Here is a 22,606-nt window from a genome sequence, read left to right as displayed (position 1 = left end):
ATGACATGATGGTTTCCTCCTGTAATAGCCAACTCTATGAGTTTAGCTAATGGGTGGGGCGTACCATCTAATTAACGTTTTAGAGTATTTATTTGGTAACGCTTCAATCAGCCGATGCGTCAGCGGTCGGTTGCATTGACTTGTTATGCAATGATGCATTCCTTTCTTCGTGAGCTTTCTTTCTACCTAACCGAAGTTCATTAATCTTATTTTTCTCATTTAGCATGTACTCGACCATATCCCAACTTGATATGTGATTTTTCGGTATGCTGTACTGATTTCTAAGTTTCTGAGTAATTTCAGCAGCTTTAAGCCCAAGAGTTGAGTATTGATACTGTCGCTCTTCAAAACCCTCGTAAAAATCTGGAGGACTTGCTGCATACTCAAATGTACTCGATATAAAGCTGTTCGCTTCCTTTACTAAACTTGGAAAGTAGAGTATCTCGTACATCAACTGCGGTGATAAGGACTTCCAATTTACACCTTTTAACTCTACATCCAGTTCTGGAGTTTTCACTTGTACACGATGGTATCCATCTTCATCTGGTTGCCCATGATATAGCCCGTCATCTCCAACTACAGCAGCACAACCATCCACAAAAGATTCAAAGATGCAGATCATTCTTATTGCGAGGTACTCTGCTTCCTTCTTGCGAGTTTGCCGAGCTGTGAATATATCCTTAAAGAAATTCAGAAAGAAGCCTAAGACAACACCAAATAAGCCGATAACTATCTTCTCATCCATCTATAACTCCTAACGAGAAAGTGCTGCATAACGCCGCCAGCAGAGGAGGCAAAACCAAAGCGAAGCGGCGGTTTTGACTTCCCTCTGGCTGGCCTTGTTAAAAGTTGCTACCAAGTTGCGTCCAGTTTTTTGAAAAGTACGTTTCAATCCCTTTACCCGGATTGTATCTTGGATAGAGTTTTTCAAACTCAGATCTAGCCACTTCATATGATGTATCAGGTATAGCAAAAACACCTTTCGCCAAAAACAACATTGCTAGTGAGGGGGCTCTCGACTCTCCCTGATTACAATGAATTAGCAGTTTTCTGCCTTGAGACCAGTGTTTATTGGCAAACGCTAAAAACTCCGTAAATAGCGGAGGCATGAACAACGGAACAGGTGGGTCAATGATATTGAGAAATAGATCATACTCCTGCTCTAGCACTAGGTAGTTTGGATGAGTACTTGGTAATTTTCCTCGGTAGCCCACTGCGCCTTGATGGCATGGACTCTTGCAGGCGTGAATAACAGCAACCTCATCATTGCCTCTAGTGCACGATAGGTCATTTGTTACGATTACCCTTTCATAGATCTCTTGCACAGTAGCTCCTTGTGACTTTTAACAATTTTATAGTGCGCCCGTCGCGCATCTTTCTGCCGATGTTACGCGCAGGTATTAATAAATCTATTTTTAACAAATAACGTAATCATTGCCAATTCTAATTTTTTATTGGCACTAAAGATATTCTGAAAAAGAAAATGCGCTCGTCGCTCATTTTCTTGAATATGGAAGCACAACAACAAAACTGTGTATTAATACAGTTATTTATATCATCACCAACATAAAATTTCGTGGAATATCAGATTTATGGAGTAGAGCCAATAGCATTAGATGAATAACACTGTATCTGATTGCTCAAAGCCGCCCTTAGAGTATTTGCGTTAACGCGAAATGGGGCAAAAACGTTTTAGAAATGGCAGCGTACCGATGCAATCGCTGCCATTTTAGGATGATAGTTTAATACTTGGTATGAATCTTTATTACTCAGTATGAAACTTTATTCTACTCACACACTTGGAATTGATTGAATTTTTTCTATTTTCAGCAATATAGAAGAGCTTCGCGTCTACCCCTTACTGGTTATTGTTCTAGGCGCAGTAGCTCCTCTCTTCAAATTTTGACAAAAAAAAGACCGATTAACGGTCTTTTCTTATTTTATTTTTTGCTTATTCGGTGGTGCATCCATAAATAACTACCGAAAAAAACTACATTACCAATAATGAAAAAGGTCAAACCAATAGCTTGGATTTCATTCATCTTGATCGTCCTCCTCGGAACCATTTAGGAAAGTTATATAGAAACCTATCACAACAGATGCCAACATACAAACAAAAGCAAGGACTAGCTTTATAAGTCCTTGAATTTGAATTTCGTAGCATGTTTTGTTGTCGAAACCACACGGGCCGAACATATCCGCAAAACCACTAACAGAGAGCTCTGGAATATAGCCAACAATTGTTACTAATAAGATTAGTTCAACCATGATCTTATTTAGCATTTTGTTTTTCATAAGCACTCCTTAAACAAGTGCTTAGCTAATAAGCAATTCATTTGAATCTCCTCAAAGTAAATTTGAGGGATCACACCCTTGAGGGAGTAATCCCCCAAGAGTTGTTTATGCTTCGAATAGCAATTCTGCCGTTTCACAGGCATTTGCGATTGTCACATTGTGTATCACAAGCAAATCTACAGTCTTTCTATATTTTTCAATTAATAAAAAGTGAGTAGTTTTTGCTATGAAGTGTCTGATAACCATATCTGGATAGTATCCATTACGGTATGCTGCGAAATGACGTAGCTGAGAACCACCAGCTTTTGCCATTTCAATATGATGTTTACTCATTGCTCCTCCAAAGAACAGGGGGAGCTTCCCAAGCGGGGGCTCCCCGCATGGGTTGGTTGTAAAAATCTAAAAGGTTACTTCAACCTCAATGTCACCTTTTGGCTTACAAACGCAAGGTAATATCTCACCTTCATTTGTAAAGCCAATTGGTTCATCGATATATTCGACATTGCCCTTTAGTAATTTGATGCGACAAGCCCCACAAAAACCTGATTTACAGTTAGATGTAGGGGCAACACTATTCAGTTCTAAAGTCTGTAATAGTGTTCCATTTGTGTCATTGTAAACTTGACCAGAAACGCTAATCATTTGACACCCCCTGTATTAACAGAGATGTCAACAGGTAAGCGAAATGGAAAAGCACTAGGGCCTGCTAAGTTGTAGGTGTCCAGCCAGTCCATACTTTTGCTGCCATTAGGTATATCTAAAGGTGGCATATAAATATCAACAAACTTTCCTTCTCTACGTAGTCTTGCAGCTAATGCTTCTGCTTTTTCTTGACCTGCTCCAGATGCATCCTTATCAGCAAAAATTAATACTGAAGTCACATTATCTGGAATTTTAACCATTTCTAGCAAAGTGTCCGAATAACATGACCACATAGGACAGCCTGTAGCCTCGCGTACAGCTAATGCAGTTTCAATCCCCTCACATACGCCAATGAAGGTGTTATCTCCTTCAGTTACTGGTGAGTCAATTTTGATAGAACATCCACCAATATAGCTTGGCGGAGGCATTAACATTTTCGCATTAGGTACATCAGCTTTTAAGCCTTGATTGTTCAGGAAAATTCGATGAATCGTGATTCGATTACCATCTGAATCAGTCATTGAGCCTAATAAACCGTGAAGCTTCTTAGGCTTAGACTGACCATCTCCCCACCAAAGCTCATCAGCATATCCAAGTGTATACGGTAGAGTTTTCGCATCAGTTTTAAGTCCACGACTGTTCAAGTAAGCTTGTATCCGACCCGATTGATCATGAGCTGCAGGAATAGCGTGTTGAAAAAGCTTCTCAAGTTTTGCAACTCGTTTTGCTTTTTCATCATCGTGAATACCTTTTGGCTGTGAAGCTTTCACATTTTGAACGTATTCGCGCGAGATGCTTGATAAGTCACCACCACAGATATCGATTATTTTGTTTAAAGCGTCGCTTTTTGAGCAACTTTCCATAAACGCAATTACATCGATTCCGCCGGGTAAAGCACCTACGTCGTTATGGTATGCGCCACCGGTATCAACCCAATCGCGGAAAAGGCGAAACTTAGTTCTTCCGTTTCCAGTTTTTGGGCATGGTACTTGTGGTGAACCACCGTGGTTATTTGATTTTGAAACTGCTTCATTAAGTCCAGGGTAGGCTGAGTAGACAGAAGACCACCCGCCATTTGACTTAACTAAAGCAAGTACTTTATCTATTTTTGATTCAATCATTACAACTCTCCTATTCCTCAAGACGACCCTAAAGCGTCCTGAATACAAGGCGCTTTAGGTGGTCGCCTCGAATAAAAAGAAGAGTTAGCCCTAAGGCTAACTCATACGTTTAGCCTTGAGCTTGAGCTCGTTGTTGACCTTCAAATAAAGGTCCCCACTTAGCACGTAATGAAAGAATCGTTTTACCGCCAATATGTACCTCTCTCACTTCTGTGTTAGGTATTGACGATGGGATTGGCATAATTGCCTTTTTAATTGAATTATTCATGCGTATCTCCTCCAAAGAGTACAAAAAAAGGGGATACGCCCCTTATGGGAAGTATCCCCACAAGGGTTGGTTTAATTTAAGTTAGATAAGGCCGCGCTCAGCAAATGAGACTGTGTTTTCACCAATAATGATGTGATCTAACACACTTACATCAATATGATTGAGTGCATGTTGGATCTTAGTGGTTATTAGCTTGTCCGCTTGCGATGGCTCAGCAATACCTGATGGGTGGTTGTGCGCTAAAATTACAGAGGCTGCATTCTTTTTTAGTACACTTTTTACAATCTCCCGGGGATAAACACTTGCAGCATTTATCGTTCCGGTAAAAAGTATTTCTTTGTCTATTAGTCTATTTTGGTTATCAAGGTAAAGCATGTAAAAAACCTCATGCTCTAACCCCTTCAAATGGACTTCAAGATAATCAGTTACTTGAGTAGGACTATTAAAAATAGCTCCTCTTCTCAACCTATTGTTTAGAAGCTTCTTGGCTGTTTCAATAATTTCATCAGAGCTAAGCTCAGACGTGATTATATATTTACCAGTTACTTCATTTAGTTTTAAGTTAGAAATAGTCATTGTCTCCTCCAAAGAAACATTAAGCGGAGACAATTACCCAGAGGATAATAATCCCCTATGGGTTGATTTAAGTTTGTTGAACACAAGCAAGCTGAACTCGCTTATGCTAAGTCTAGGGTTAAACCCAAAGTAACAACGAGACGTCGATACTTGTTCTACACAAATACAAGGATTTGAGTAGCTTTTATGCTTTATCAAAATTAATTACCTTACGGTAAATTTGATAGCAAGGTGCCATCAGTAAATTAAGATAAAAGCAGAAAATCTATTTGGCTTATAGCCGCATTTTAAAACATTGTGTTTGCTTTAAAATGCGTCCAAAAGGGCGCATTACTTGGTTAAGCGATTAATTTATTTTTAATTACTTGTTTTAGAATTGAAGGTAACTCTTCAACGGTTTGAATGTTGAGTAATTCCTGATTCTCAAAGCCATAAAGCATTCCTGTGTTTATACCAATGCATACAATTTGAATACCTAGAAGTTCCGACATTTCAATCGACTTTTCTAAATACTTTAGATCGCTTGCTTGGCCATCAGTAATGATAAAAACAACTTTCTTTTGCTCTACACGTAGTGAAAGCCTACGAATTACAGAGTAAAGGCTTAACCCTGTATGTGTTCCGCCTATACTACTGACTCTAAAGTTGTCTTTAACGGCTTTAGTTGTTGATTTAAAGCATTTTGCTTCATATAGGTCACCGGCACTGAAATATATGCATTCACTATTTACGCCTTTCAACTTATCTATTGCTAAGTTAATTGCGAGCGCAGAAGTGTTTGCACCATTCATCTCAAAAGCACTCATTGAACTAGACCTGTCAACGAGGACTGATATCGCCATTGTCGGGGCTTTAGTAATTCTTTCTGATTTAAAAACATTAAAATTACCAGCTTTTACTCCAGCAAGTCTATTTGCCTCAACAGTCCTACCTTGCTTAGAAAAATTCACACTTTTTCGGTCTAACCCATAAATTATTTTATGGAGTTCTCGACTTATAGGTGTTGAAAGTCTCTTGGCTAGGTTTAGCTCTGCAGTACCAACTGTGCCACGATCATTTTTTGATATTAAAGGAGCATTGAAGTCAATTTGTTGCTCCATATCATTACTTGATCTTACTTCATCAGCCATTTTCTCTAGCTCGTTATTAACTTGTTCATGCAAATCTGCCATGAGCTGACTTTCATCGGCATTTAGGCATTCATTTACAAAATTAATTACTTGCTGGCTAACACTTGAGTTTTGACCTTGGCTATCGCCTGAGTCATTACCTTGGCTATCGCCTGAGTCATTACCTTGGCTATCACCTGAGTCATCACCTTGGCTATCACCTGAGTCATCACCTTGGCTATCACCTGAGTCATCACCTTGGCTATCACCTAAGTCATCACCTTGGCTATCACCTAAGTCATCACCTTGGCTATCACCTAAGTCATCACCTTGGCTATCACCTGAGTCATCACCTTGGCTATCATCTGAGTCATCACCTTGGCTATCGCCTGGTTTAAACTCTATTTTCTTAAGTAATTGAATGATCTGTTCTGTAAGTTCATAACTATGTTGGTTAGATCGAAGAGCTGGTATCGTATCCAATAGCAAAATTAAATCGTGTACTGGTTTTTGGCCAATACAATCAGTTAATAAAGCTATTGCAATTTCACAGAACTCCTTTAGTTGTACTTGGTCGTTAATTTTATATCGACCATAATATACAACTACAGCTTGTAACAGTAATGAAGGCGGGAAGCTATCAGTTGGTTTACTGAACCATCCCTTTTTAATACCTTGAGTAACCATCTTAGATAAATTTAAGATGGCACCCGGCCACTCCAGACAAACCATTCTTTCCATACGAATATCCTCAATGCCATTTCTAATAGCATTGAAAAATGCTCCTTTTTCATACGACTTAGCTGTCCATGTTCTATCGGTCCATCGTAGATGGCCTACTTCATGATCAATAGCGCCTTCCAAAAGTTCGAGATAATCGGGGTTTTCAAGATCACCTACGGGTAAAGTAATGCTGTTGTAATCTGTATAGCATCTGTTACCAGTTAAGTTAATCGTAATGTCACCACGGTTACTCATTACTCTTGAAAGCATTCTAAATCGTTTTAATAGTTTTGATTTATTCATTTGCATCTCCTCCAGGAATGTTTAAGAGGGGATACACCCACAAGGGGTGAGTATCCCCTGTGGGTTTAGAATTAAAGGAAGCTAGATTGCTTCCTTAATTTGTTACCAATTAAATCCAAAATCACCTAATGAGTTGTTGCGCTCAACAGGCTCGGAAAAATCGGTTTCTTCTGTAGGCGCTAGGTCAAATTCAAAAGAATTTTCTTGATCAGCTGTTTCTACAATGATTGAACTCTCAGAAGCAGATACACTTGACTCACCTGAAACGAAATTATTCGCTTCGTCGGTATCCTCATGTGTAATTACTTCCGGCTCTGGTGTTGCACTATATTGAGGTTTTCCTTCTGCATGAAGGCGAAGTGTGTCTTCATTACTCATCACGAGTAACCAGTTGGTTAACTCTGAAAATGAATGACCTTCAATGTAGCCACTAGAAGGTAAGTTATTTAAAACTTCCTGTATTGTGCTGACCACATTCTCAATACCACTATCTACAAATGATAAATCAATAAGTTTATTCATCATTCTTCTAAATGGTGAACGTACTTTTTGGCTTACGCGATTAACTGGTGTTTTGTCTTTAAACCAGTTAGTTTTGTAGACACTACTTGCTTCCTTAGCAATTTCTTGCCAAAGAGTTTCTGCAACATCATTTTTGATATCGTCTTCATCATCATCAAAAAGCGCTTTCATAGCCAGAGGCTTTGTAAACGTCAGTTTGAATTTTGATTGGAACTCAACCTGAGATAAGGCATATTTATGGATCAGTGCAGCGATATCCGAATTTTCAGCCATATGTTGATTAACTGACTTATCATATTCAGCAATTAATACTGATACTTCGTCTTGCCAATCACGCTTTATTTCATCAAGCTCTGACTTAAGTTCATCTAATCTGGTTGTTGGGACAACCGTAAAGTCTCCGTACTTAACACCATAACTATTAAAAGTTCGTGTAAGACGGTTGTTGTACTTCGTTGTAAGCTTCAGCTTGCTTCTAGGAAACCACTGTAGTTTACTCCCCTTGATTTGATTAGATGATACTTTCTGACCATCTAGTTCTATCTTTGCGTTCGGTAAAGTTGATTCACCACATGGCGATCTTAATTGCCAGCCTAACAAACATGCTCCATTTTTAAGTGAAGTGTTTTGTTCTGCTAACTCTTTGCCATTTGCGATTGCTTCGTTTGATAAAGACATGTTGTCTCCTCCAATTTGATAAAAAAAGGGGAGACTTCCCTGTTGGGGAAAGTACTCCCCAAAGGGTTGGTTGATTAATAGGACCTGTGATTGGTTACATCACTTCAATATCCCATGTATTTTGATTAAAGTGGCCTATTCCCATAAGTGAATAACCTCTTTGTTCTTTATTTTTGGCAAGAGCATTTCTCTCACCGTTTACAGACATAAAAACCCATTTCCATTCAGTATTATCATTCTTGAACAACACATATGTCGTATTTTGAAATGATGTTACAGCCCAATATTTACCTTCACCGGCATGATGATAAACATCAAACGGGTTATTGCATTTCAGGTTACCTTGAGCATTGAACATAACTTGAGCTCGACAGTTTACAAAGTCACAGTTCTTCATTTTCTCATCCGAATGAATAAGAAAATAAGGATTGCCGTTCCTAATGTAATCAATCTTATCGGTTGCCTGAATTAACTCAGACATACTCATAGCTTTAATGTCTCTTACATCGTCAATTTTAAGTGGGTCTTTACCCCCTTCAATACGGAGGTATTTACCATTTGATGGTTGGTAGCTAAAACCAACAAAACGACCATTTTCAATTTCAAAGCACTCAAACACTGTGTCCCCTCTCTCAACTTTTAAGTTGGCCGAGTTAGAAGATGTGTTAGTGTTTGAGGTAGTTACTTTTTTTGAATTAACTCGCCAAGTGGTTTATTAATTTCATCACCCCATACTAGTTGAACAACAGAATTAACCTCTTCAATTTCATCATTATCAATGGAACCTAAGAACGAAAATTCAAATGACTCATATGGAGAACGATTGGCACCAAATGTCATCATGTAAAAACCCCAGTGGACTAAAGTTCGTGTTGAAAAAACACACCCTAATCCATTATCGATGTTGCCATCGTGGTCTTTACCTAATGCAGCTGTTCTTAAAGAGTCAGCTGTTTGTACCATAAGCTTGCGAATCGGCAATGTTAGTTTCGGAAAGTTCTTTTCCAAAATTTCCAACTCAACTGCTTTGCTTGGGTATTTAGTTTTTAACCAACCAAAACGCGAACGTAATGCTTGGTCTAAACGTTGTGAAGTAATATACCTATCACTATCACCACCACCGGTAGTATTAGCTGTAGCAGCTATTCGGCAGTTAGCATGTTTGTTTATGGTTTCACCGAAAACACTAAGTGTCCAAGGCTTGCCTTCAACAAACAAATGAAGCGATGTTGATAAATCTTCATTAGCTTTATCCACTTCATCTAAGATAACTAAACCACCGTATTTGTATCCGCATGCAGCTTGGCTGTATCGCTTGCGAGTAACATTATTACCTTTTCCATCAACAGCTAATTCATAACCACCTTCTAAGCGCTCACCACTCATGCCTACGGTTACTTTTTCAATGAAGACAGGCTCATTAAAGCGATCTGCAATGAATAGTAATAACTCCGTTTTACCTGTACCTGTTTCACCAACCAAGCCAAGAGGTTTCGGTTGAGCAGGCGCAAGCCACCATGCTAACGCTTTACGAAGTGTTGCTTCATCCGGCGTATAATGCATGTCTGCTTTTTGACAATTGGGGTGGCGGTGTTTACGAATTTTAATCTTATATTGATTAGGGTCGAAGATTTCAGGGAAACGCTCATGAGCGTCAACTTCTATCATTTCGTTATAATCAATTTTAGTTGCTGGTTTAATTGTAGATACGTTTGATTGTGCTTGAGTATTCATATTGTGTCTCCTCCAAAGAGATTTTTGAGGGACACTTATCCCTTCAAGGGTATAGTGTCCCTTGATGGGTTTGATTTCTTAATATTTAGAATGGTACTTCTAAAAAGTCTATATAACTTTTTTCATAAAGATGAAGGTTTGGTGAGTCTAGAACAGAACATTTTTCATATACTTCTTCTGTTTCATCCTCAACTTCAAGGTCTAGCATAAAATTCACTTGAGCCTCTGCCGCTAATTCCCTAGTTGCATAACTGGTAGAATTCCAAACTTCAACTGAGTCTGGCCAACCATCAATATGACCAAAGTGATAGCCTTCATCACTCTGACCTAATAGCAGTTTTCGCTCAGTAACATTATCATCAAGTAGAATCCAACTATTAGACTCATGAATAGAATAAATTTCCATTATCAACTCCTAAAACTTTAAATCATGCCAAAGAGGGATGTCAGGCCCTTCTAAGTCACTATAAAGGTGAGAATTAGACGATGAGAAATTGCTACCATTTAAGATGAAGTGCTTGTATTCACAAAGAGCTTTTGCGTATTTGTTAGTTACAAGTAATTCATTAAGTTGATTATACTGTTGTAAGATCTGTGGTACTGCAATTCTAATTGAACAAGCATCTAAATCTAGACACTGGCATACATAATCAAAATTTGCAGAGCAAATCCATTCAAGTTCGTCGTTTAGCATCTCTGAATTCGCTTTAGCATACCGAAGCATACCAAGTGAACGATACAAAACACTTTCCCATAACGCCTTAATGTTCTCGTCTGACCAATGAATGTAATATTCACCTCTTGCAGCATCCAAACAATCATCCATTAAACCAAAAAATACATCCTGCCCTGGGGCAACTTTACCAGCTCGATGAGCTGTTATGATGTCTTCGTCTAACGAATGGCACTTATATTCTGCATTTACTGACAGAAAGTGATCAGTTGTTCGCTTCGGCTTAAACTGCTTCTTTCTTTCAAGTTCTGCATTTATTTGAGCTTTGGTTATGGCTTTTTTTGGTCTAGCCATGATGTTCTCCTCCAAAGAGATTTTTAAAGGGAACATCCCCAGCAAAGGGAAAATTCCCCTTGTGGGTTGGTAGATAGGTTAGAGATTAACCGTGAAAAACGCGGTTTGACTCTTGATATAAACGGCTTGCGCGAATAACTAACTTGTTAGATCCATCACGTTTTGCTCGTTTAATTAATTTGCGTTCGCGACGACGTAAATATGCGCCGGTTGATTTGTTATTCATAAGTTCCTCCAAATTTTAAAAACCTGAAGGATTAACCTGTGAAGGTTAAACCCTCAGAGGTTAAAACAAGCAACGATGTTGCTTGGTGTGCACTCACAAAATAGATTTTTGCTTTTCAACTTGATGTTGAGAGTGCGTAACTAATATTCAACTTTAACTGCCATAGCAGAGTTATTCGCGAGAAGCGAAAAGGTATTATGAATATTAGAAAAAACAAAAGTGACATCCTTGTCATGCAAATTCCTAGGCTAGGAAACCTTATCTAGCTTGTTATTGTTGACTACCGCCATACCCCCCTGGTTGAGGTTTAGGAGCAAAACCGCCCTGCGATTGCGGATAGTGTATTGGTGCGCTCTGGTCTTGCTGGCTGCGCTGATAGTTTTGTGCATTATTTTGCTGTTGACTATGATGCTGAGGCGCACTTTGGTAGTTTGAAGAACTATTTTGTTGGTTCTGATTGCCAATTAAGCCAGAGGCTTTTAAACATTCCACTTCAACTTTTCTAAGATGTTGAATTAGCTCGATAGCTTTAATCTTTGTTGAAGAGCGGTTTTGCCCACTATTATCAGTCCACTTTTCTTGAACAAGTTTTCCTCTTAAAGTTACTTCGTCCCCTACTTCAATAGCTGGTTTAAAATTCTTTAAAAACCGACCATCCACTTTGACATCAAAAAAGTAAGTTCTGTCAACCCAATAACTTTGTCCGTTAGGTTCGTTTGACTTCTTAAAGTAGCCGTCATCACAAGCAATTGTCACAGTACCAAAATACCCATCTTGACCATTTCTGATATCAAGACTCGCGACTCTACCACCAAGCCTTGCTGAATTATCTTTTGAAGTACGCATAAATAAACCCTCTATAAAGTTATAAAATCATCACAACTGATGTAGATATAATTACATAAAGAAAATATCGCGCGACTTAATCAAAAATAACGGCAATATTCACCGTAACCCTTTGAATAAACTCTAATATATAAAGCTCATTCAGAGAGTAAGGTTTACCCTACTATCTGTTAAACATCCCATTCACATACAAAATCGCTTTCGTCAATTAAGCCACTAGAAATGGCCTTTTGCTTTACAGCTGATAGGTAGTCTGGTTTGTCTAAATGATTAACATCAATCTGTTTTATCTCACCTGTGAATAATGTAAGTGTTGATGTTGATTTGTCGAAAATATGAAAAGCAGTATCTTCAAACATAGGTTTCTCCTTGCTGGTTATACCTAAGCATCCTGCTTCAAGCTGGATAGGTATAACCAGTAAGGAAATTCACAGGGAGCTAATGCTCGCCTGTGAAAGTTGATTTAATCAGTGGATGACTCATATTTGCTTCAACAAAGAATTCAAAATTAACAAGGTTCATTCCAAGAATATTACTATGTGAAATACTCTCATCTGAAAACCTAATTTCACCGGGAACAGCGAATACTTTGTCTTTGTTGAATATCTCAGTTGCTATTTGACTGGCCTTGTTATGTGTTTCAGCTGTTGCTAAAACTTTTAACGTTAACCTGTCATATACAATGCAATATACACTCTGAATCTTTAACTGATTGTGATTGTTGTAGCCCGAGTAGGTTGGAATTAGTTTATTCAAATTAACCCCAGCTTGAACTAGCTATTGATAGAATTGGCTTAACGATGATGCTGTGAATTTTGATTGCAACATATGTGCACGCCAGTAATATAAGAATGATATCCATAATCTCCTCCAATGCATTTGACCGAAAACGCAGAACTAAAAATAAGTAGATCTGTATAGCGGTCGCATCGAATGAGATTTCGATTCCTATACAGAAGAGTATCCCGTATAGGAATTGGTTAGGTATTTGTGAAAGAATCACTTCAACCGTCTTAATACCAAGAAGGTATTAACGCTGAGATTTAACTTCAACAGCTAGAAGCCACTTTAAATACCAATAGGCATAATTATGCATAGTGCAAAAATCAAAGACCTAAAAGGTAAAGTGGATTGAGAAATCATTATTGGAAATTTGTATTCCGATAATGACTCAGAAGAGTGGTTGTGACGTTGATAGTCTGTGTTGATTGGTTAACCCTAAAGGCTGAACCTTTAGGGTTATAATCAATATAATTGCTTATAAATTTTTAGTCAACAATACAAAAGATTAAATTTCCAGAAATAAGTCAAACAACATTTGATTAATCGTTAGTGTAGTAAATCTCTTCGATAAACTCGCTTGGAAAACAAACATCATTAATATCTGATGTTATTGGTGGGCTATATTCGTAATCTTTTTTGAATAGTGCCAATTCACCCACATCCTTTAAATCATCAATATCAGCCTTATTTAAGTAGCTATGAATAAATAACCGTTGCTCAGCGCGTGTCATCCCAACAAACAGCAAACGTCTTTCCTCATCGATTGGTGACTGCATATTTGGCATTGTTTCATGGATAACATCAAAAATAGCCACATTAGTCCACTCTAGGCCTTTAGAGCCATGGTATGTGGTTAAAGTTACCACTGATTTATCAATTTCAGATTTGCTGTTTTGCTCTTTAATTTTATCTGAGTAAAGCTTAATTCTTTCGAACCAAGAGCCTGTTTTTGTCTTGAGCCCTTCAAGAAGTAATGTTTCAACAGCGCATTTATTCAGCTTGTCGCCTTTTGAGCGGCGCTCTATGATGAAATCAATCAACAAATCAATTCTTGTGTTTATCTCTTTGGAATCATGAGTATTTTCAAATAAATAATAATTTGAATAGAACATTTCAAAAGCCGTTCCATTAATTGATTGATCGTAATTATTTAGATATGACTCAATATCAGAATTACTCTTGATACTTTCAGAAATTAAAGGAATTAGGTTCTCATCCTCTTTTAAGTACCCTAAAACTTCTGACAGATGGTAGTGTGCAAACTTATTTAAAAGATATGAACACAGTTTAATTACGAAATCACCAGCGCTTGTTTTAAAAATACTTGTTTGATTGTTTCTTGAATACGCTACTTCATGTTCTATCAGAAACTCTTCTATTGAGTCCAATGCAACATTAGTTCTGCTTAGGATCGCCCACTCACCATCATATTTATTGTAGTTTTCCAAAAATGTTAACAGCATACTTTTTTTAAATTTATGTATGTATGTTTTAACAGTGCCACCAATTTCCTTCCCCGAGACCATACCTTTGGGAATTCTATCTTTATTAAATTCTATTAGATTTTTACTGGCATCTATTATTTCAGGTCTACATCTAAAACACTTTGCAAGCATATGAATATTGGGTTTAAATTCATCTTTAAACTTAAGCATTGTTTCATAACTTCTAGCGCCTCTCCATGAGTAGATACTTTGATCATCATCTCCAACAGGTGTTAGATTAATCCCTCCGCGCCCCTGCAGGGCAATCCACTCATATTGTAGTAAATCTGTGTCTTGAAACTCATCAATCATTAGGTCTGTACAATTTAATAGCGGTATTTCCCCACTTAAAGTTCCTTCTACCGCGCGCCTGGTTGCGTCATCTAAGTCATACAGGTGGTTCTTTATCTTTAACTCTTGATAACATTCTTTAACTAGCTTAACAGCGTCTTTATCAAACCCTTTTTTTTCATCTAATGGCTGATCATTTAAAATGCTCGTAATGTCACTGAATGTTACTTTTAACTCCGGTAGTAGGTGCTCATTCTCGATGTAATTCTTCAATCTCTCAATAAAGTTGAAGTATGTTGCTCCAATTAGTAGCTTACCTTGCATGAGTTTCTTTGTTTGGTTAAGAAACTGCCTGTGAAATGTAGTTACAGAAACTCTATTTATTGATGATTGTGGAAGAGCTATTTCCAACCTTTCTTGCATTTCGTTGACGGCCGCATTTGTAAATGTAACGAGAATAACCTTCCTGTCATATGATTTTTTTAGTACGTTTTTTACTTTTTCAATTAATGTTTTTGTTTTACCACTACCTGCTGTAGCAAGAATCAAAGAGTGATTATTAACATCGTTAGCTGCTGATTCTTGCTCTAATGTCATCGTCAATGTTAGCTCTCCAAAGTTCTTTTGATTTGTAATGATTCAGCTATATAATTATTTGCCTCTAGATTGTCAGCCAAATCTAAAAGCTCTGCTTTTTCTTCCTTTGTAAATGAGCTCAAATTGGAATTTGTACCTAGAGACAAGATATTTTCCGCTTTTAATAATGCATCATTGCTCATTTCTGTATTATCAAGAACTTGCCTTAATCCAACCTCTTGTGACTCGGTCATAGTGACTTCACCACCAGCTACAGGATGTAGGCCAGATGGGTTTCTCTCTTCAATTGAATTTTCTCTATTGTTAACCATCGCTGCTTCACCAGCGTTTGTTTCATTAAAACTTAGGTTCTCAGAACTAGAGTTATTCAAAACTGAACTTTCATCTGAGTTAGATTGCTCAAAAGACTCACCTTTCTGAGAAGAATTAGAAGCAGTTAACTGTGTTTGAGTCTGCACATTATCATCGCTTGTGTCAGTTTTTAGACTAGACTCAGCAACAATAGAACCACCACTTGCCGATGCCTTAAGGTTTTCTGATTGGTCTAGACTCGCAGGGCTGCTTTGCAACTCTGGACTAGCATTGCGATCAGTCGAACCATTCTCACTATTTAACTTACCGCCAGTACTTGCTGATGCCTGAAGGCTTTCTGATTGGTCTGTACTCGCAGGGCTGCTTTGCAACCCTGGACTAGTGGTACTGCCAGTAGAACCAACCTCACTATTTAATGTGCCGCCATTACTTACTGAAGCCTGAAGGTTTTCTGATTGTGTGCCCACTAAAGAACGACCTGAATCTGTAGTATTCGGATAAGAATCATCTTTTGTGCCAGAATATTGGTAGGTATCAATACGATCCCTTGAATCATTGCCTGCAATCGATGACTCTTTAGATAGAACATTCCCGCTTTCATCTTTACCAGTACTGTTAACCCCACTATTTACCTCACTTGGCTTGATAGGGGGTTCTTCTATTTCTTCACCACGGTTATTATCAACTGATAAGCTTTTTGGTGTTACGCTCAGTGCATTCTGTTGTGTGACAGAGCTCTTATCATAATCACTTTCATTTACAGACTGTTGCGGCACTGAGGCTTCGCTTGAATTAAGGCTGTTTACAGGTGGATTTGCTTCTTTAGTACCGGCATCACTATAATTCGGTGTGAAGGCAGTTGTGATCGCTTCACTTAATGTTCTTTGTGCTTCTGGAGCTGTACTTAGTAAGTTGTTTATTGTAAGTAGATCTCTCATGTCATCATGAGAAAGATTTCTTGGAGTATCGCTTGTGCCATAAAGGGCGTTCGCGGCAAACTCCTTCGCTTTACTAGAAACACCTTCTGAGTGAATTGCGTTATTAATTACTTGGCTTTCATGCTCCTTAGATGCACTTAATTCATACCCATTTTTAGTTTGCTCATCTGAAGTAATAGAAGCAATTGTATTTGTTAGTGTTTCTGCCTCGCTATCTTTACCTGCAATTAAAAGTGCATCCCTCATCTTATTCAGATCTTCCATTGCTTCAGGGGTGATGTTAGTAAAGTCAGGAATACTAAATTCTCGACTAGAAACTTGTGCTGATTTAAAATTATCTAAATTTCGATCATTAAGTTCCTTAAAGCTAACTCCTGATGTATAACCAGTTGCATTAAAGTTTGCTAACGCATATTTAGCTATCTCTTTGGCATCTTGGTCATAATTTCCTTTGGTAATACCCTCAACAAGACCTTGACCACTAGGTTTCGATCTGTTTTCAGTTCGATCTAAATTTTCTCTCTCATTTAATCCAGCAAACCCAGCCATTGACCTAGCTTGAGAGTCGTAGTTTACTGATTCCAAACTACCTTTTTGACTTGGCTCATCTTTATACCTTGATGGGTTGTACTGAGGTTCTAAACCTAACTGTGGGGATAACTCATTTAGCGCTTCTAAATGACGAGCGTATTTAGCATCATTAATACCTAAGAAACTATCATCTCCTTTCGTGGCTGCAATTACGTCCTCAATTTGACCGTCATCAAGGTTTGCCAATGCTGAGTATGCCGCAATTAACTCACTACTCTTCAGGGCATTATTAATTGATTCATTCTCTCTCATCTCCTGTACAGCTGAGATATTTTCTTGAGCATTTCTGTAAGGGTTATTAGGTAGCGTTGAAGCAAGAAGAGCTGAGTTTGAATTTAAACTTTCATTGAAGGCAGCTAGAGACTCAGGGCGCATTGCTGTTTGAACAGCCCCAGCATACATTAGTGTTTCATTTGGAGATAAGCGTTCACCATTAATAATCGAACCTTCACCATTTGCTGCGCTAGTTAGTAAGTTTCTAATAGCTTCTGGTGTATTGTTTGATAAAACACCAAAACCCATTTCAATTAGATTCGAATTAATACCTTCACCATTACCAGACTTCTTAAACTCATCCGTAACAGCCTCACCCACTGAAGAGGTGAATAGTGAACCAATAGAACTAACTACACCGCCAGATAATTCATTAGATTCTGAGCCTAATACTTTTAATGATCCAAATGCATGCGCTAAATTATTTGCATTTTTATCTTCTGACTCAGAAACAACATCCTCACCCTTAGCTTTAACAGCACCTGTACCAGGTGCCCCTCTACTACTAACCTCGTTTTGAGATTGCTCTTTGTGTTCAGCAAATGCTTGTGCATTACGCTCATTATTGAACATGTTTGTTGGATCAGTCTTGATGCCACTATTTACATCATTACTTAAAGTGTTGGTGTCTATGCCAGTATTATCTTCAGGTTTTGGAATATGTGAATTATCACTCGGTTTATATCCATTCAATTGGTCACTAAGTGAAATCAGGCTTGGCGCTTGTAATGTTTCACCTAATTCTCTCATTAAGCCTGCAGAAGCTCCTCTTTCGGTATTAGCTTGTTTAAGTGCTGTAACTCCAGTTGAAAGAGGAAGTTGGTTACCATTATGATCTGTAGACAGCACTTCAGTATTTCCAGACATTCTTGCGATTGCATCAGTAACCGTATTGGCCAAAGCAATATTATTTTTTTGGCTTTCTGGTAATCTCGCGTTATCACCTTTATTTACCTGCTCTTTGTGGTAGTCGAACCTATCTCCCAACTCAGAAATTAAAGCACTTCTCTTGTCACCAGATAAACTATTTAAGCCTTCATCACCAATCAAACTACCTAGAAGAACATGCTGCTGCTCATCTGAAAGTGTTGAAACAATTGAGCCGATTGATGCTTTATTTGCTCCTGTGGTTGAGTTTTGAACCTCACCCGCATTCATTTGCGTCATTACTTTTGAAGCGGAGCTAGCTGTATTCCCCTCAGCTTCAAGGGCTTGAGCTTGAAGCATATTTGTATGAGCATTTGTAACAGCTTCCTGTCGGGAAACCGCCTCTTTACTTGCAACTGAGTTATCACTGCTCGATGATTGAGCCATTTTTACTGCATTCCCCCAGTTTGCTTTTATCGATTCAGAAACTTGTGCACGTTCGTCCTCTGACAATCTTTCTGAGGCGCCTACTTGCTTTTGTGATGCCGCTTTTGCTGTGATCGCTGCTTTCGCATCAGCACCTAAACCAAACCCTGCTATTGATGGAGCCCCCTTTGCTACCATGCTTGCGGAGCCCTGTAGTACGTGATCATATGCATCAGATAAACTCATGTTATTTTCAGTTGCATATGCTGCGGTTTGTGCCGCTAAGAAAGCTTCGTCCTCTGATAATTGTGAAGTATCCACACTCTCAAACGACTCTCCTTGTTTATACCCTTTGATTGAATCTAAAGTAGCAGATTTACTATCAGTGGCAGTTTTTTGTAATGTTTGGCTAGCGGCTTCAGTATTTGCCAATTGAGTATTTCTAGAGCCAATCGCTGACAACTCAGCTGATGACTGTTTAAGGTAACCCGAGGCAGGCCCTGCGCCACCCGGATTAATACTTACATCATTTCGTTGTCCACCATTCAGTTGAGCTTGGCTCCATTGGCCATATGAGGAATGAACATCACTGGCTTGCATAGTAGTATCACCTTGACTTGCTTTACCTCCATTTGCAGATGTTGTGACATCAGGTGACAATTTCTTTGAATCAATATTTGTATCAGGAGACGTCTTATTAGATACACCCATCATGGTGTGAACACCCCTATGCAGTATATATAAAGTGAGCATAGGAACTGCAGCAGCCAAACTACTTGCCACTGCAATAAATGATTCGATTGTTGACATGCTATGCCCCCACATACCAAATGTGATTGCACTTACACCACCGCCACCAGCTGACACTGATGTAAATCGACCTTGAATAGCAAGTAAAGTAAAAAGGTTAACCGCACTCATGGTTACCGGCCACAAGTTAACCCACACAGTTACACCAAAGAACATAGCAGCTGATTTCATAGCTTCAGCACCCATTACAAGCATGATTACAATAACTGGGATCAAGAAAAACACAAAGGCCTCAATGAAGGTTGCAAAACCAATTGATAGCTCCAAAGCTAGGTTTCTATCCGCGGCCATTTGGTAATGTCGCTGAGACTTTGTTTCTATTAAAGTAAGTTCAGAGCGGAGCCCTTGCATATCCCCACTTTTTGCAGCAGCTTCAGCAAAAACATTTGATAAATACCTTCCCGTCGCTAAATGATATGCATTCATTGTCGCGCTTAATGCAGAAATCGATTCTGCACCGGCTTCAACATCTTGTGGTTTTACATTTTCTTTCTGCAAAAACCTGTCAGTCATCTCTCTGAAACTTGAGCTATCAAAGTAACTTTTGAGCTTCAAGTATGCGTTTGGGCATGTTAATAGCTCCATGGCAGGAGTGTCTATTTGAATATAAGTGCTTCTTGATGGTGTATTAATTCTTATAGACTCAAGGAAGTTTTCCATTGGGGCATTTTTTATTTTGTCAGCATTTAGCTCAGCGTCATTGCCACCAACTTGAAGATCCCAAATTACACAGTCTTGAAGGTAGTTCATTGTAGATGTTTTGATTCTGTACCTTTGGGCATTAACACCTGAATCTAGTTCTTCAGAGCCCATATATCCAAATTTATCAAGCGCCACTAGTGCTCTCATCGGATCGAGAAATTGACCAGCCTGATAACCATCCGGTGAGGCGAATGAATCTTCATAATCTCGTGAAAGCCCATACATTCCTGAGGTCATCATTGCAATAACAGCTGCTATGCCAGGTGCATCATTCACATAATACACATCTCCTGTTCTTACCGACTCAATAACAACATCTACTTTAGAAAATGGACCACACAAGACCATGAACATGCAAAGCCCAATAAACCAAGATAGTACTGGGTTAGAGTTTGGGTTGATCCAACTTTTTACTACAAGAGTCATCAGTGAAAGTAGAGCTGTAGCACCAATCAAAATATGCAAAGATGAAAAGCCAAAATCAAACATTCTTCGAAGGCCCATTAGAACCTCATACATGAACGCTGTTTCACCGATTGAGTAAATTGTAAAATCCATAAAAAAAGCCAGAATATTGAGTCTGGCTTAATCTTAAAATTGAAAAAAATTTTAAAAGCGTGATTTTCAACTGAATTTCAGTATTTTTTGATTAAAATACCTTTTTCTCAAAATAAACGCTTATATCCCCAATTTTATGGTCTTTGTAATAGCTAATATTTATCGAGTTACCCATCATGCTGACAGATACGGGAAAGGCGGGCTCTTCTGTAGACATTAAACCTAGAAAACCATTCTGATTAACAACGTAGTCTCCATGTGAATTTTTTACCGGGTTAAAGTCACCGTCGAGTAATGCAGTCTGCCCCTTTCTAAAAGCAAACAACTCACTTAATGTTACATCAAAAGCAAACGTATCGGGCAAACAATCAATTGTTTCTTTTGGCAGTATATTGACTGCTCGATTACTCATTGAACCATCAGTCACGGATACTTGTTCCAAAGATTTTAGCCACAACTTACGGTAGTCTGTTCGATTAAAGATATTAAACTCTGACCCTGGTAAAAATGACAACACATCTATTGGAATTAAATTTACTTTTGCCGAACTATGCTTGTTATGAATAAAGTTTACATCTAGGACAGCTCGATAGAATTTTACACCTGAAACCTCTATCACAAGAAAAAAGTAAGGCTTGCCTCTCGATAAATCATCTACGCGATTAATATAGCTGTTTCGTACTCCATAGTAGCTTTTCGGACCCCAAAACCAATCATTGAACTCAATACCACCGTAGCCCCCTTCACTAATTAATTCATCAAAGCTAAGGTGCATTGTAACTTGCTTAACATCTGCAAACGGATATTGACGGAAAGGTGATGCCTCAATATTTCCCTTATATTCTTCAGATAAATTGGACATCCGCCCATTTAAAACATTTTTGAAGTTCTCTATGCTTTCTCTGTATGCATCCCACATATTTGAATAAGGCAACACGTCGCTATTATAGTCTTTTACTCTCGCTCTCGACTTTTGCAATTCGGATAGTAGTAAGTTTTTAGTAAAATCAATTTCTAAAACTTTTGGAGATAACCCAGTCAAGAGCTGGAGTGTTAGCATCGATACACCTACTTTAAATTCTGGCCAGTGTGCAGCTTTTCCAATCGATGGAAATTGAGGGTTTACATCTAACAGATTTGATTCAAGCTGTGCACACTCTTCATTTCGAATATTTACTCCATTTGAGATATGTTTGCGAGAGTAACTACGGGCTGCAACTAAAGCGCGGATGTTTATTACTTCTGAGAGCTTAAGGCCACCATAAATCATTTGGCCTTCGCTAATTTGAGGTTCTTTGATTTTATAGTCTGATATTGTCACTAGGTTAGATAATTTGCTTTGGATATCAGCAAAGAATTTATATTCAAACACCTTTTCTTTGAGTTTTTTTTTCAATGATGATTGTTTTGTTTCGATGCCATTAAACAGAAATACTTCGTCATAAATCCTAATAGTATTCTCGTTAGAAATTAACTCTGGGCCTTCAGTTAACTCAAAAGTAGCCGTTGCATTAAGGGTGCTTTGCTCTTGCTTTAAGTTTAGCTCTTTAAGTTTTAGCCTTACATTTGGCAATAGTTTATTGCCACTTGTAACATTCGTGTTGAGGTTTACTTTTAGTTGCTCCACAGCCTTTTTTTGAAGTAGATGCTCGATTACTTGTGCATCGTAATCAGTGGTGTTAGTGAGCGTTAAATTGACATTAACTTTTTCTGCACCATAAGCACTCCCGAACGCATGGAATACAGTCAGCATAAAAACCCCATTTGCTAGCGCTTTCAATAAATTCATTAAAACGACCTCCAAGGACTAAAACTGTATTAATCATTTCATAAATTTCATTTCGTGCAGCGGTTAAAAATCAAACTAAATATCACCTATTTACAATGGGTTATAATAAAATGTC

At 38.3% G+C, this 22,606-nt stretch carries 21 protein-coding genes; all 21 read right to left on the bottom strand.

Annotated elements, in window-relative coordinates; translation table 11 throughout:
- Positions 1-103: 103 nt before the first annotated feature.
- Positions 104-745 carry a hypothetical protein gene (locus HUS62_RS12240; protein WP_175079733.1) on the bottom strand — a complete coding sequence of 214 codons (642 nt, stop codon included), beginning with the start codon at positions 743-745 and terminating at the stop codon, positions 104-106.
- A 97-nt stretch (positions 746-842) separates the two neighbouring features.
- Entirely contained in the window at positions 843-1,325 is a 483-nt protein-coding gene (locus HUS62_RS12235) for a hypothetical protein (protein ID WP_175079732.1), read from the bottom strand.
- Between the two features lie 709 nt (positions 1,326-2,034).
- The gene (locus HUS62_RS12230) at positions 2,035-2,295 is read right to left on the bottom strand and encodes a hypothetical protein (RefSeq protein ID WP_175079731.1); all 261 of its coding nucleotides are present in this window, start codon (positions 2,293-2,295) and stop codon (positions 2,035-2,037) included.
- Between the two features lie 105 nt (positions 2,296-2,400).
- The gene (locus HUS62_RS12225) at positions 2,401-2,628 is read right to left on the bottom strand and encodes a hypothetical protein (protein ID WP_036973827.1); all 228 of its coding nucleotides are present in this window, start codon (positions 2,626-2,628) and stop codon (positions 2,401-2,403) included.
- Positions 2,629-2,694: 66 nt separating this feature from the next.
- Entirely contained in the window at positions 2,695-2,937 is a 243-nt protein-coding gene (yfaE, locus tag HUS62_RS12220) for a class I ribonucleotide reductase maintenance protein YfaE (protein ID WP_036973826.1), read from the bottom strand.
- Complete coding sequence (locus tag HUS62_RS12215; protein WP_175079730.1) at positions 2,934-4,058, bottom strand: toprim domain-containing protein; 1,125 nt, start codon at positions 4,056-4,058, stop codon at positions 2,934-2,936. Before HUS62_RS12215 ends, yfaE begins: the two co-directional genes overlap by 4 nt.
- Positions 4,059-4,167: 109 nt before the next feature.
- Positions 4,168-4,326 (bottom strand): hypothetical protein, encoded by a 159-nt coding sequence (locus HUS62_RS12210; RefSeq protein WP_162898094.1) that lies wholly within the window; start codon positions 4,324-4,326, stop codon positions 4,168-4,170.
- Between the two features lie 81 nt (positions 4,327-4,407).
- The gene (gene radC, locus HUS62_RS12205) at positions 4,408-4,935 is read right to left on the bottom strand and encodes a DNA repair protein RadC (RefSeq protein WP_404936071.1); all 528 of its coding nucleotides are present in this window, start codon (positions 4,933-4,935) and stop codon (positions 4,408-4,410) included.
- 305 nt (positions 4,936-5,240) lie between these two features.
- Entirely contained in the window at positions 5,241-7,037 is a 1,797-nt protein-coding gene (locus tag HUS62_RS12200; protein ID WP_175079728.1) for a VWA domain-containing protein, read from the bottom strand.
- A gap of 102 nt (positions 7,038-7,139) precedes the next feature.
- Positions 7,140-8,237 (bottom strand): DUF3150 domain-containing protein, encoded by a 1,098-nt coding sequence (locus HUS62_RS12195; RefSeq protein ID WP_118845614.1) that lies wholly within the window; start codon positions 8,235-8,237, stop codon positions 7,140-7,142.
- A gap of 94 nt (positions 8,238-8,331) precedes the next feature.
- Positions 8,332-8,856, bottom strand: coding sequence for a hypothetical protein (locus tag HUS62_RS12190; RefSeq protein WP_118845611.1), 525 nt, complete (start codon positions 8,854-8,856; stop codon positions 8,332-8,334).
- A gap of 62 nt (positions 8,857-8,918) precedes the next feature.
- Positions 8,919-9,971 carry an AAA family ATPase gene (locus HUS62_RS12185; RefSeq protein WP_175079727.1) on the bottom strand — a complete coding sequence of 351 codons (1,053 nt, stop codon included), beginning with the start codon at positions 9,969-9,971 and terminating at the stop codon, positions 8,919-8,921.
- A gap of 85 nt (positions 9,972-10,056) precedes the next feature.
- On the bottom strand, positions 10,057-10,377 hold the full coding sequence (locus tag HUS62_RS12180; protein WP_175079726.1) for a hypothetical protein: 321 nt from the start codon (positions 10,375-10,377) through the stop codon (positions 10,057-10,059).
- A gap of 9 nt (positions 10,378-10,386) precedes the next feature.
- On the bottom strand, positions 10,387-10,998 hold the full coding sequence (locus HUS62_RS12175; protein ID WP_175079725.1) for a hypothetical protein: 612 nt from the start codon (positions 10,996-10,998) through the stop codon (positions 10,387-10,389).
- A gap of 85 nt (positions 10,999-11,083) precedes the next feature.
- A complete protein-coding gene (locus HUS62_RS12170) occupies positions 11,084-11,224 on the bottom strand; it encodes a hypothetical protein (RefSeq protein WP_162898092.1) in 141 nt (46 codons plus the stop codon).
- A 270-nt stretch (positions 11,225-11,494) separates the two neighbouring features.
- Positions 11,495-12,070: a single-stranded DNA-binding protein gene (locus HUS62_RS12165; RefSeq protein ID WP_175079724.1), complete on the bottom strand. Its 576-nt coding sequence runs from the start codon at positions 12,068-12,070 to the stop codon at positions 11,495-11,497.
- A 170-nt stretch (positions 12,071-12,240) separates the two neighbouring features.
- Entirely contained in the window at positions 12,241-12,429 is a 189-nt protein-coding gene (locus HUS62_RS12160) for a hypothetical protein (RefSeq protein WP_175079723.1), read from the bottom strand.
- Between the two features lie 79 nt (positions 12,430-12,508).
- Entirely contained in the window at positions 12,509-12,826 is a 318-nt protein-coding gene (locus HUS62_RS12155; RefSeq protein ID WP_175079722.1) for a hypothetical protein, read from the bottom strand.
- Between the two features lie 566 nt (positions 12,827-13,392).
- On the bottom strand, positions 13,393-15,225 hold the full coding sequence (locus HUS62_RS12150) for a UvrD-helicase domain-containing protein (RefSeq protein WP_175079721.1): 1,833 nt from the start codon (positions 15,223-15,225) through the stop codon (positions 13,393-13,395).
- A gap of 8 nt (positions 15,226-15,233) precedes the next feature.
- Entirely contained in the window at positions 15,234-20,702 is a 5,469-nt protein-coding gene (locus HUS62_RS12145; protein WP_175079720.1) for a conjugal transfer protein TraG N-terminal domain-containing protein, read from the bottom strand.
- A 91-nt stretch (positions 20,703-20,793) separates the two neighbouring features.
- Positions 20,794-22,491: a hypothetical protein gene (locus HUS62_RS12140; RefSeq protein WP_175079719.1), complete on the bottom strand. Its 1,698-nt coding sequence runs from the start codon at positions 22,489-22,491 to the stop codon at positions 20,794-20,796.
- Between the last annotated feature and the right edge of the window lie 115 nt (positions 22,492-22,606).

This window comes from Pseudoalteromonas sp. 0303 (assembly GCF_013349995.1).
Lineage (GTDB): Bacteria > Pseudomonadota > Gammaproteobacteria > Enterobacterales > Alteromonadaceae > Pseudoalteromonas.
Note: the sequence above shows the minus strand (reverse complement) of the source record. Positions and strands in the feature narration are given on the sequence as shown.

Excerpts from the sequence above, each read along its gene's own strand:
- HUS62_RS12175 (WP_175079725.1), bottom strand. The coding sequence starts at position 10,998 with ATGGCTAGACCAAAAAAAGCCATAACCAAAGCTCAAATAAATGCAGAA.
- HUS62_RS12170 (WP_162898092.1), bottom strand. The coding sequence starts at position 11,224 with ATGAATAACAAATCAACCGGCGCATATTTACGTCGTCGCGAACGCAAA.
- HUS62_RS12145 (WP_175079720.1), bottom strand. The coding sequence starts at position 20,702 with ATGGATTTTACAATTTACTCAATCGGTGAAACAGCGTTCATGTATGAG.
- HUS62_RS12185 (WP_175079727.1), bottom strand. The coding sequence starts at position 9,971 with ATGAATACTCAAGCACAATCAAACGTATCTACAATTAAACCAGCAACT.
- HUS62_RS12240 (WP_175079733.1), bottom strand. The coding sequence starts at position 745 with ATGGATGAGAAGATAGTTATCGGCTTATTTGGTGTTGTCTTAGGCTTC.
- HUS62_RS12140 (WP_175079719.1), bottom strand. The coding sequence starts at position 22,491 with ATGAATTTATTGAAAGCGCTAGCAAATGGGGTTTTTATGCTGACTGTA.
- HUS62_RS12200 (WP_175079728.1), bottom strand. The coding sequence starts at position 7,037 with ATGAATAAATCAAAACTATTAAAACGATTTAGAATGCTTTCAAGAGTA.
- HUS62_RS12150 (WP_175079721.1), bottom strand. The coding sequence starts at position 15,225 with ATGACATTAGAGCAAGAATCAGCAGCTAACGATGTTAATAATCACTCT.
- HUS62_RS12215 (WP_175079730.1), bottom strand. The coding sequence starts at position 4,058 with ATGATTGAATCAAAAATAGATAAAGTACTTGCTTTAGTTAAGTCAAAT.
- HUS62_RS12230 (WP_175079731.1), bottom strand. The coding sequence starts at position 2,295 with ATGAAAAACAAAATGCTAAATAAGATCATGGTTGAACTAATCTTATTA.
- HUS62_RS12210 (WP_162898094.1), bottom strand. The coding sequence starts at position 4,326 with ATGAATAATTCAATTAAAAAGGCAATTATGCCAATCCCATCGTCAATA.
- HUS62_RS12180 (WP_175079726.1), bottom strand. The coding sequence starts at position 10,377 with ATGGAAATTTATTCTATTCATGAGTCTAATAGTTGGATTCTACTTGAT.
- HUS62_RS12165 (WP_175079724.1), bottom strand. The coding sequence starts at position 12,070 with ATGCGTACTTCAAAAGATAATTCAGCAAGGCTTGGTGGTAGAGTCGCG.
- HUS62_RS12225 (WP_036973827.1), bottom strand. The coding sequence starts at position 2,628 with ATGAGTAAACATCATATTGAAATGGCAAAAGCTGGTGGTTCTCAGCTA.
- HUS62_RS12195 (WP_118845614.1), bottom strand. The coding sequence starts at position 8,237 with ATGTCTTTATCAAACGAAGCAATCGCAAATGGCAAAGAGTTAGCAGAA.
- yfaE (WP_036973826.1), bottom strand. The coding sequence starts at position 2,937 with ATGATTAGCGTTTCTGGTCAAGTTTACAATGACACAAATGGAACACTA.
- HUS62_RS12160 (WP_175079723.1), bottom strand. The coding sequence starts at position 12,429 with ATGTTTGAAGATACTGCTTTTCATATTTTCGACAAATCAACATCAACA.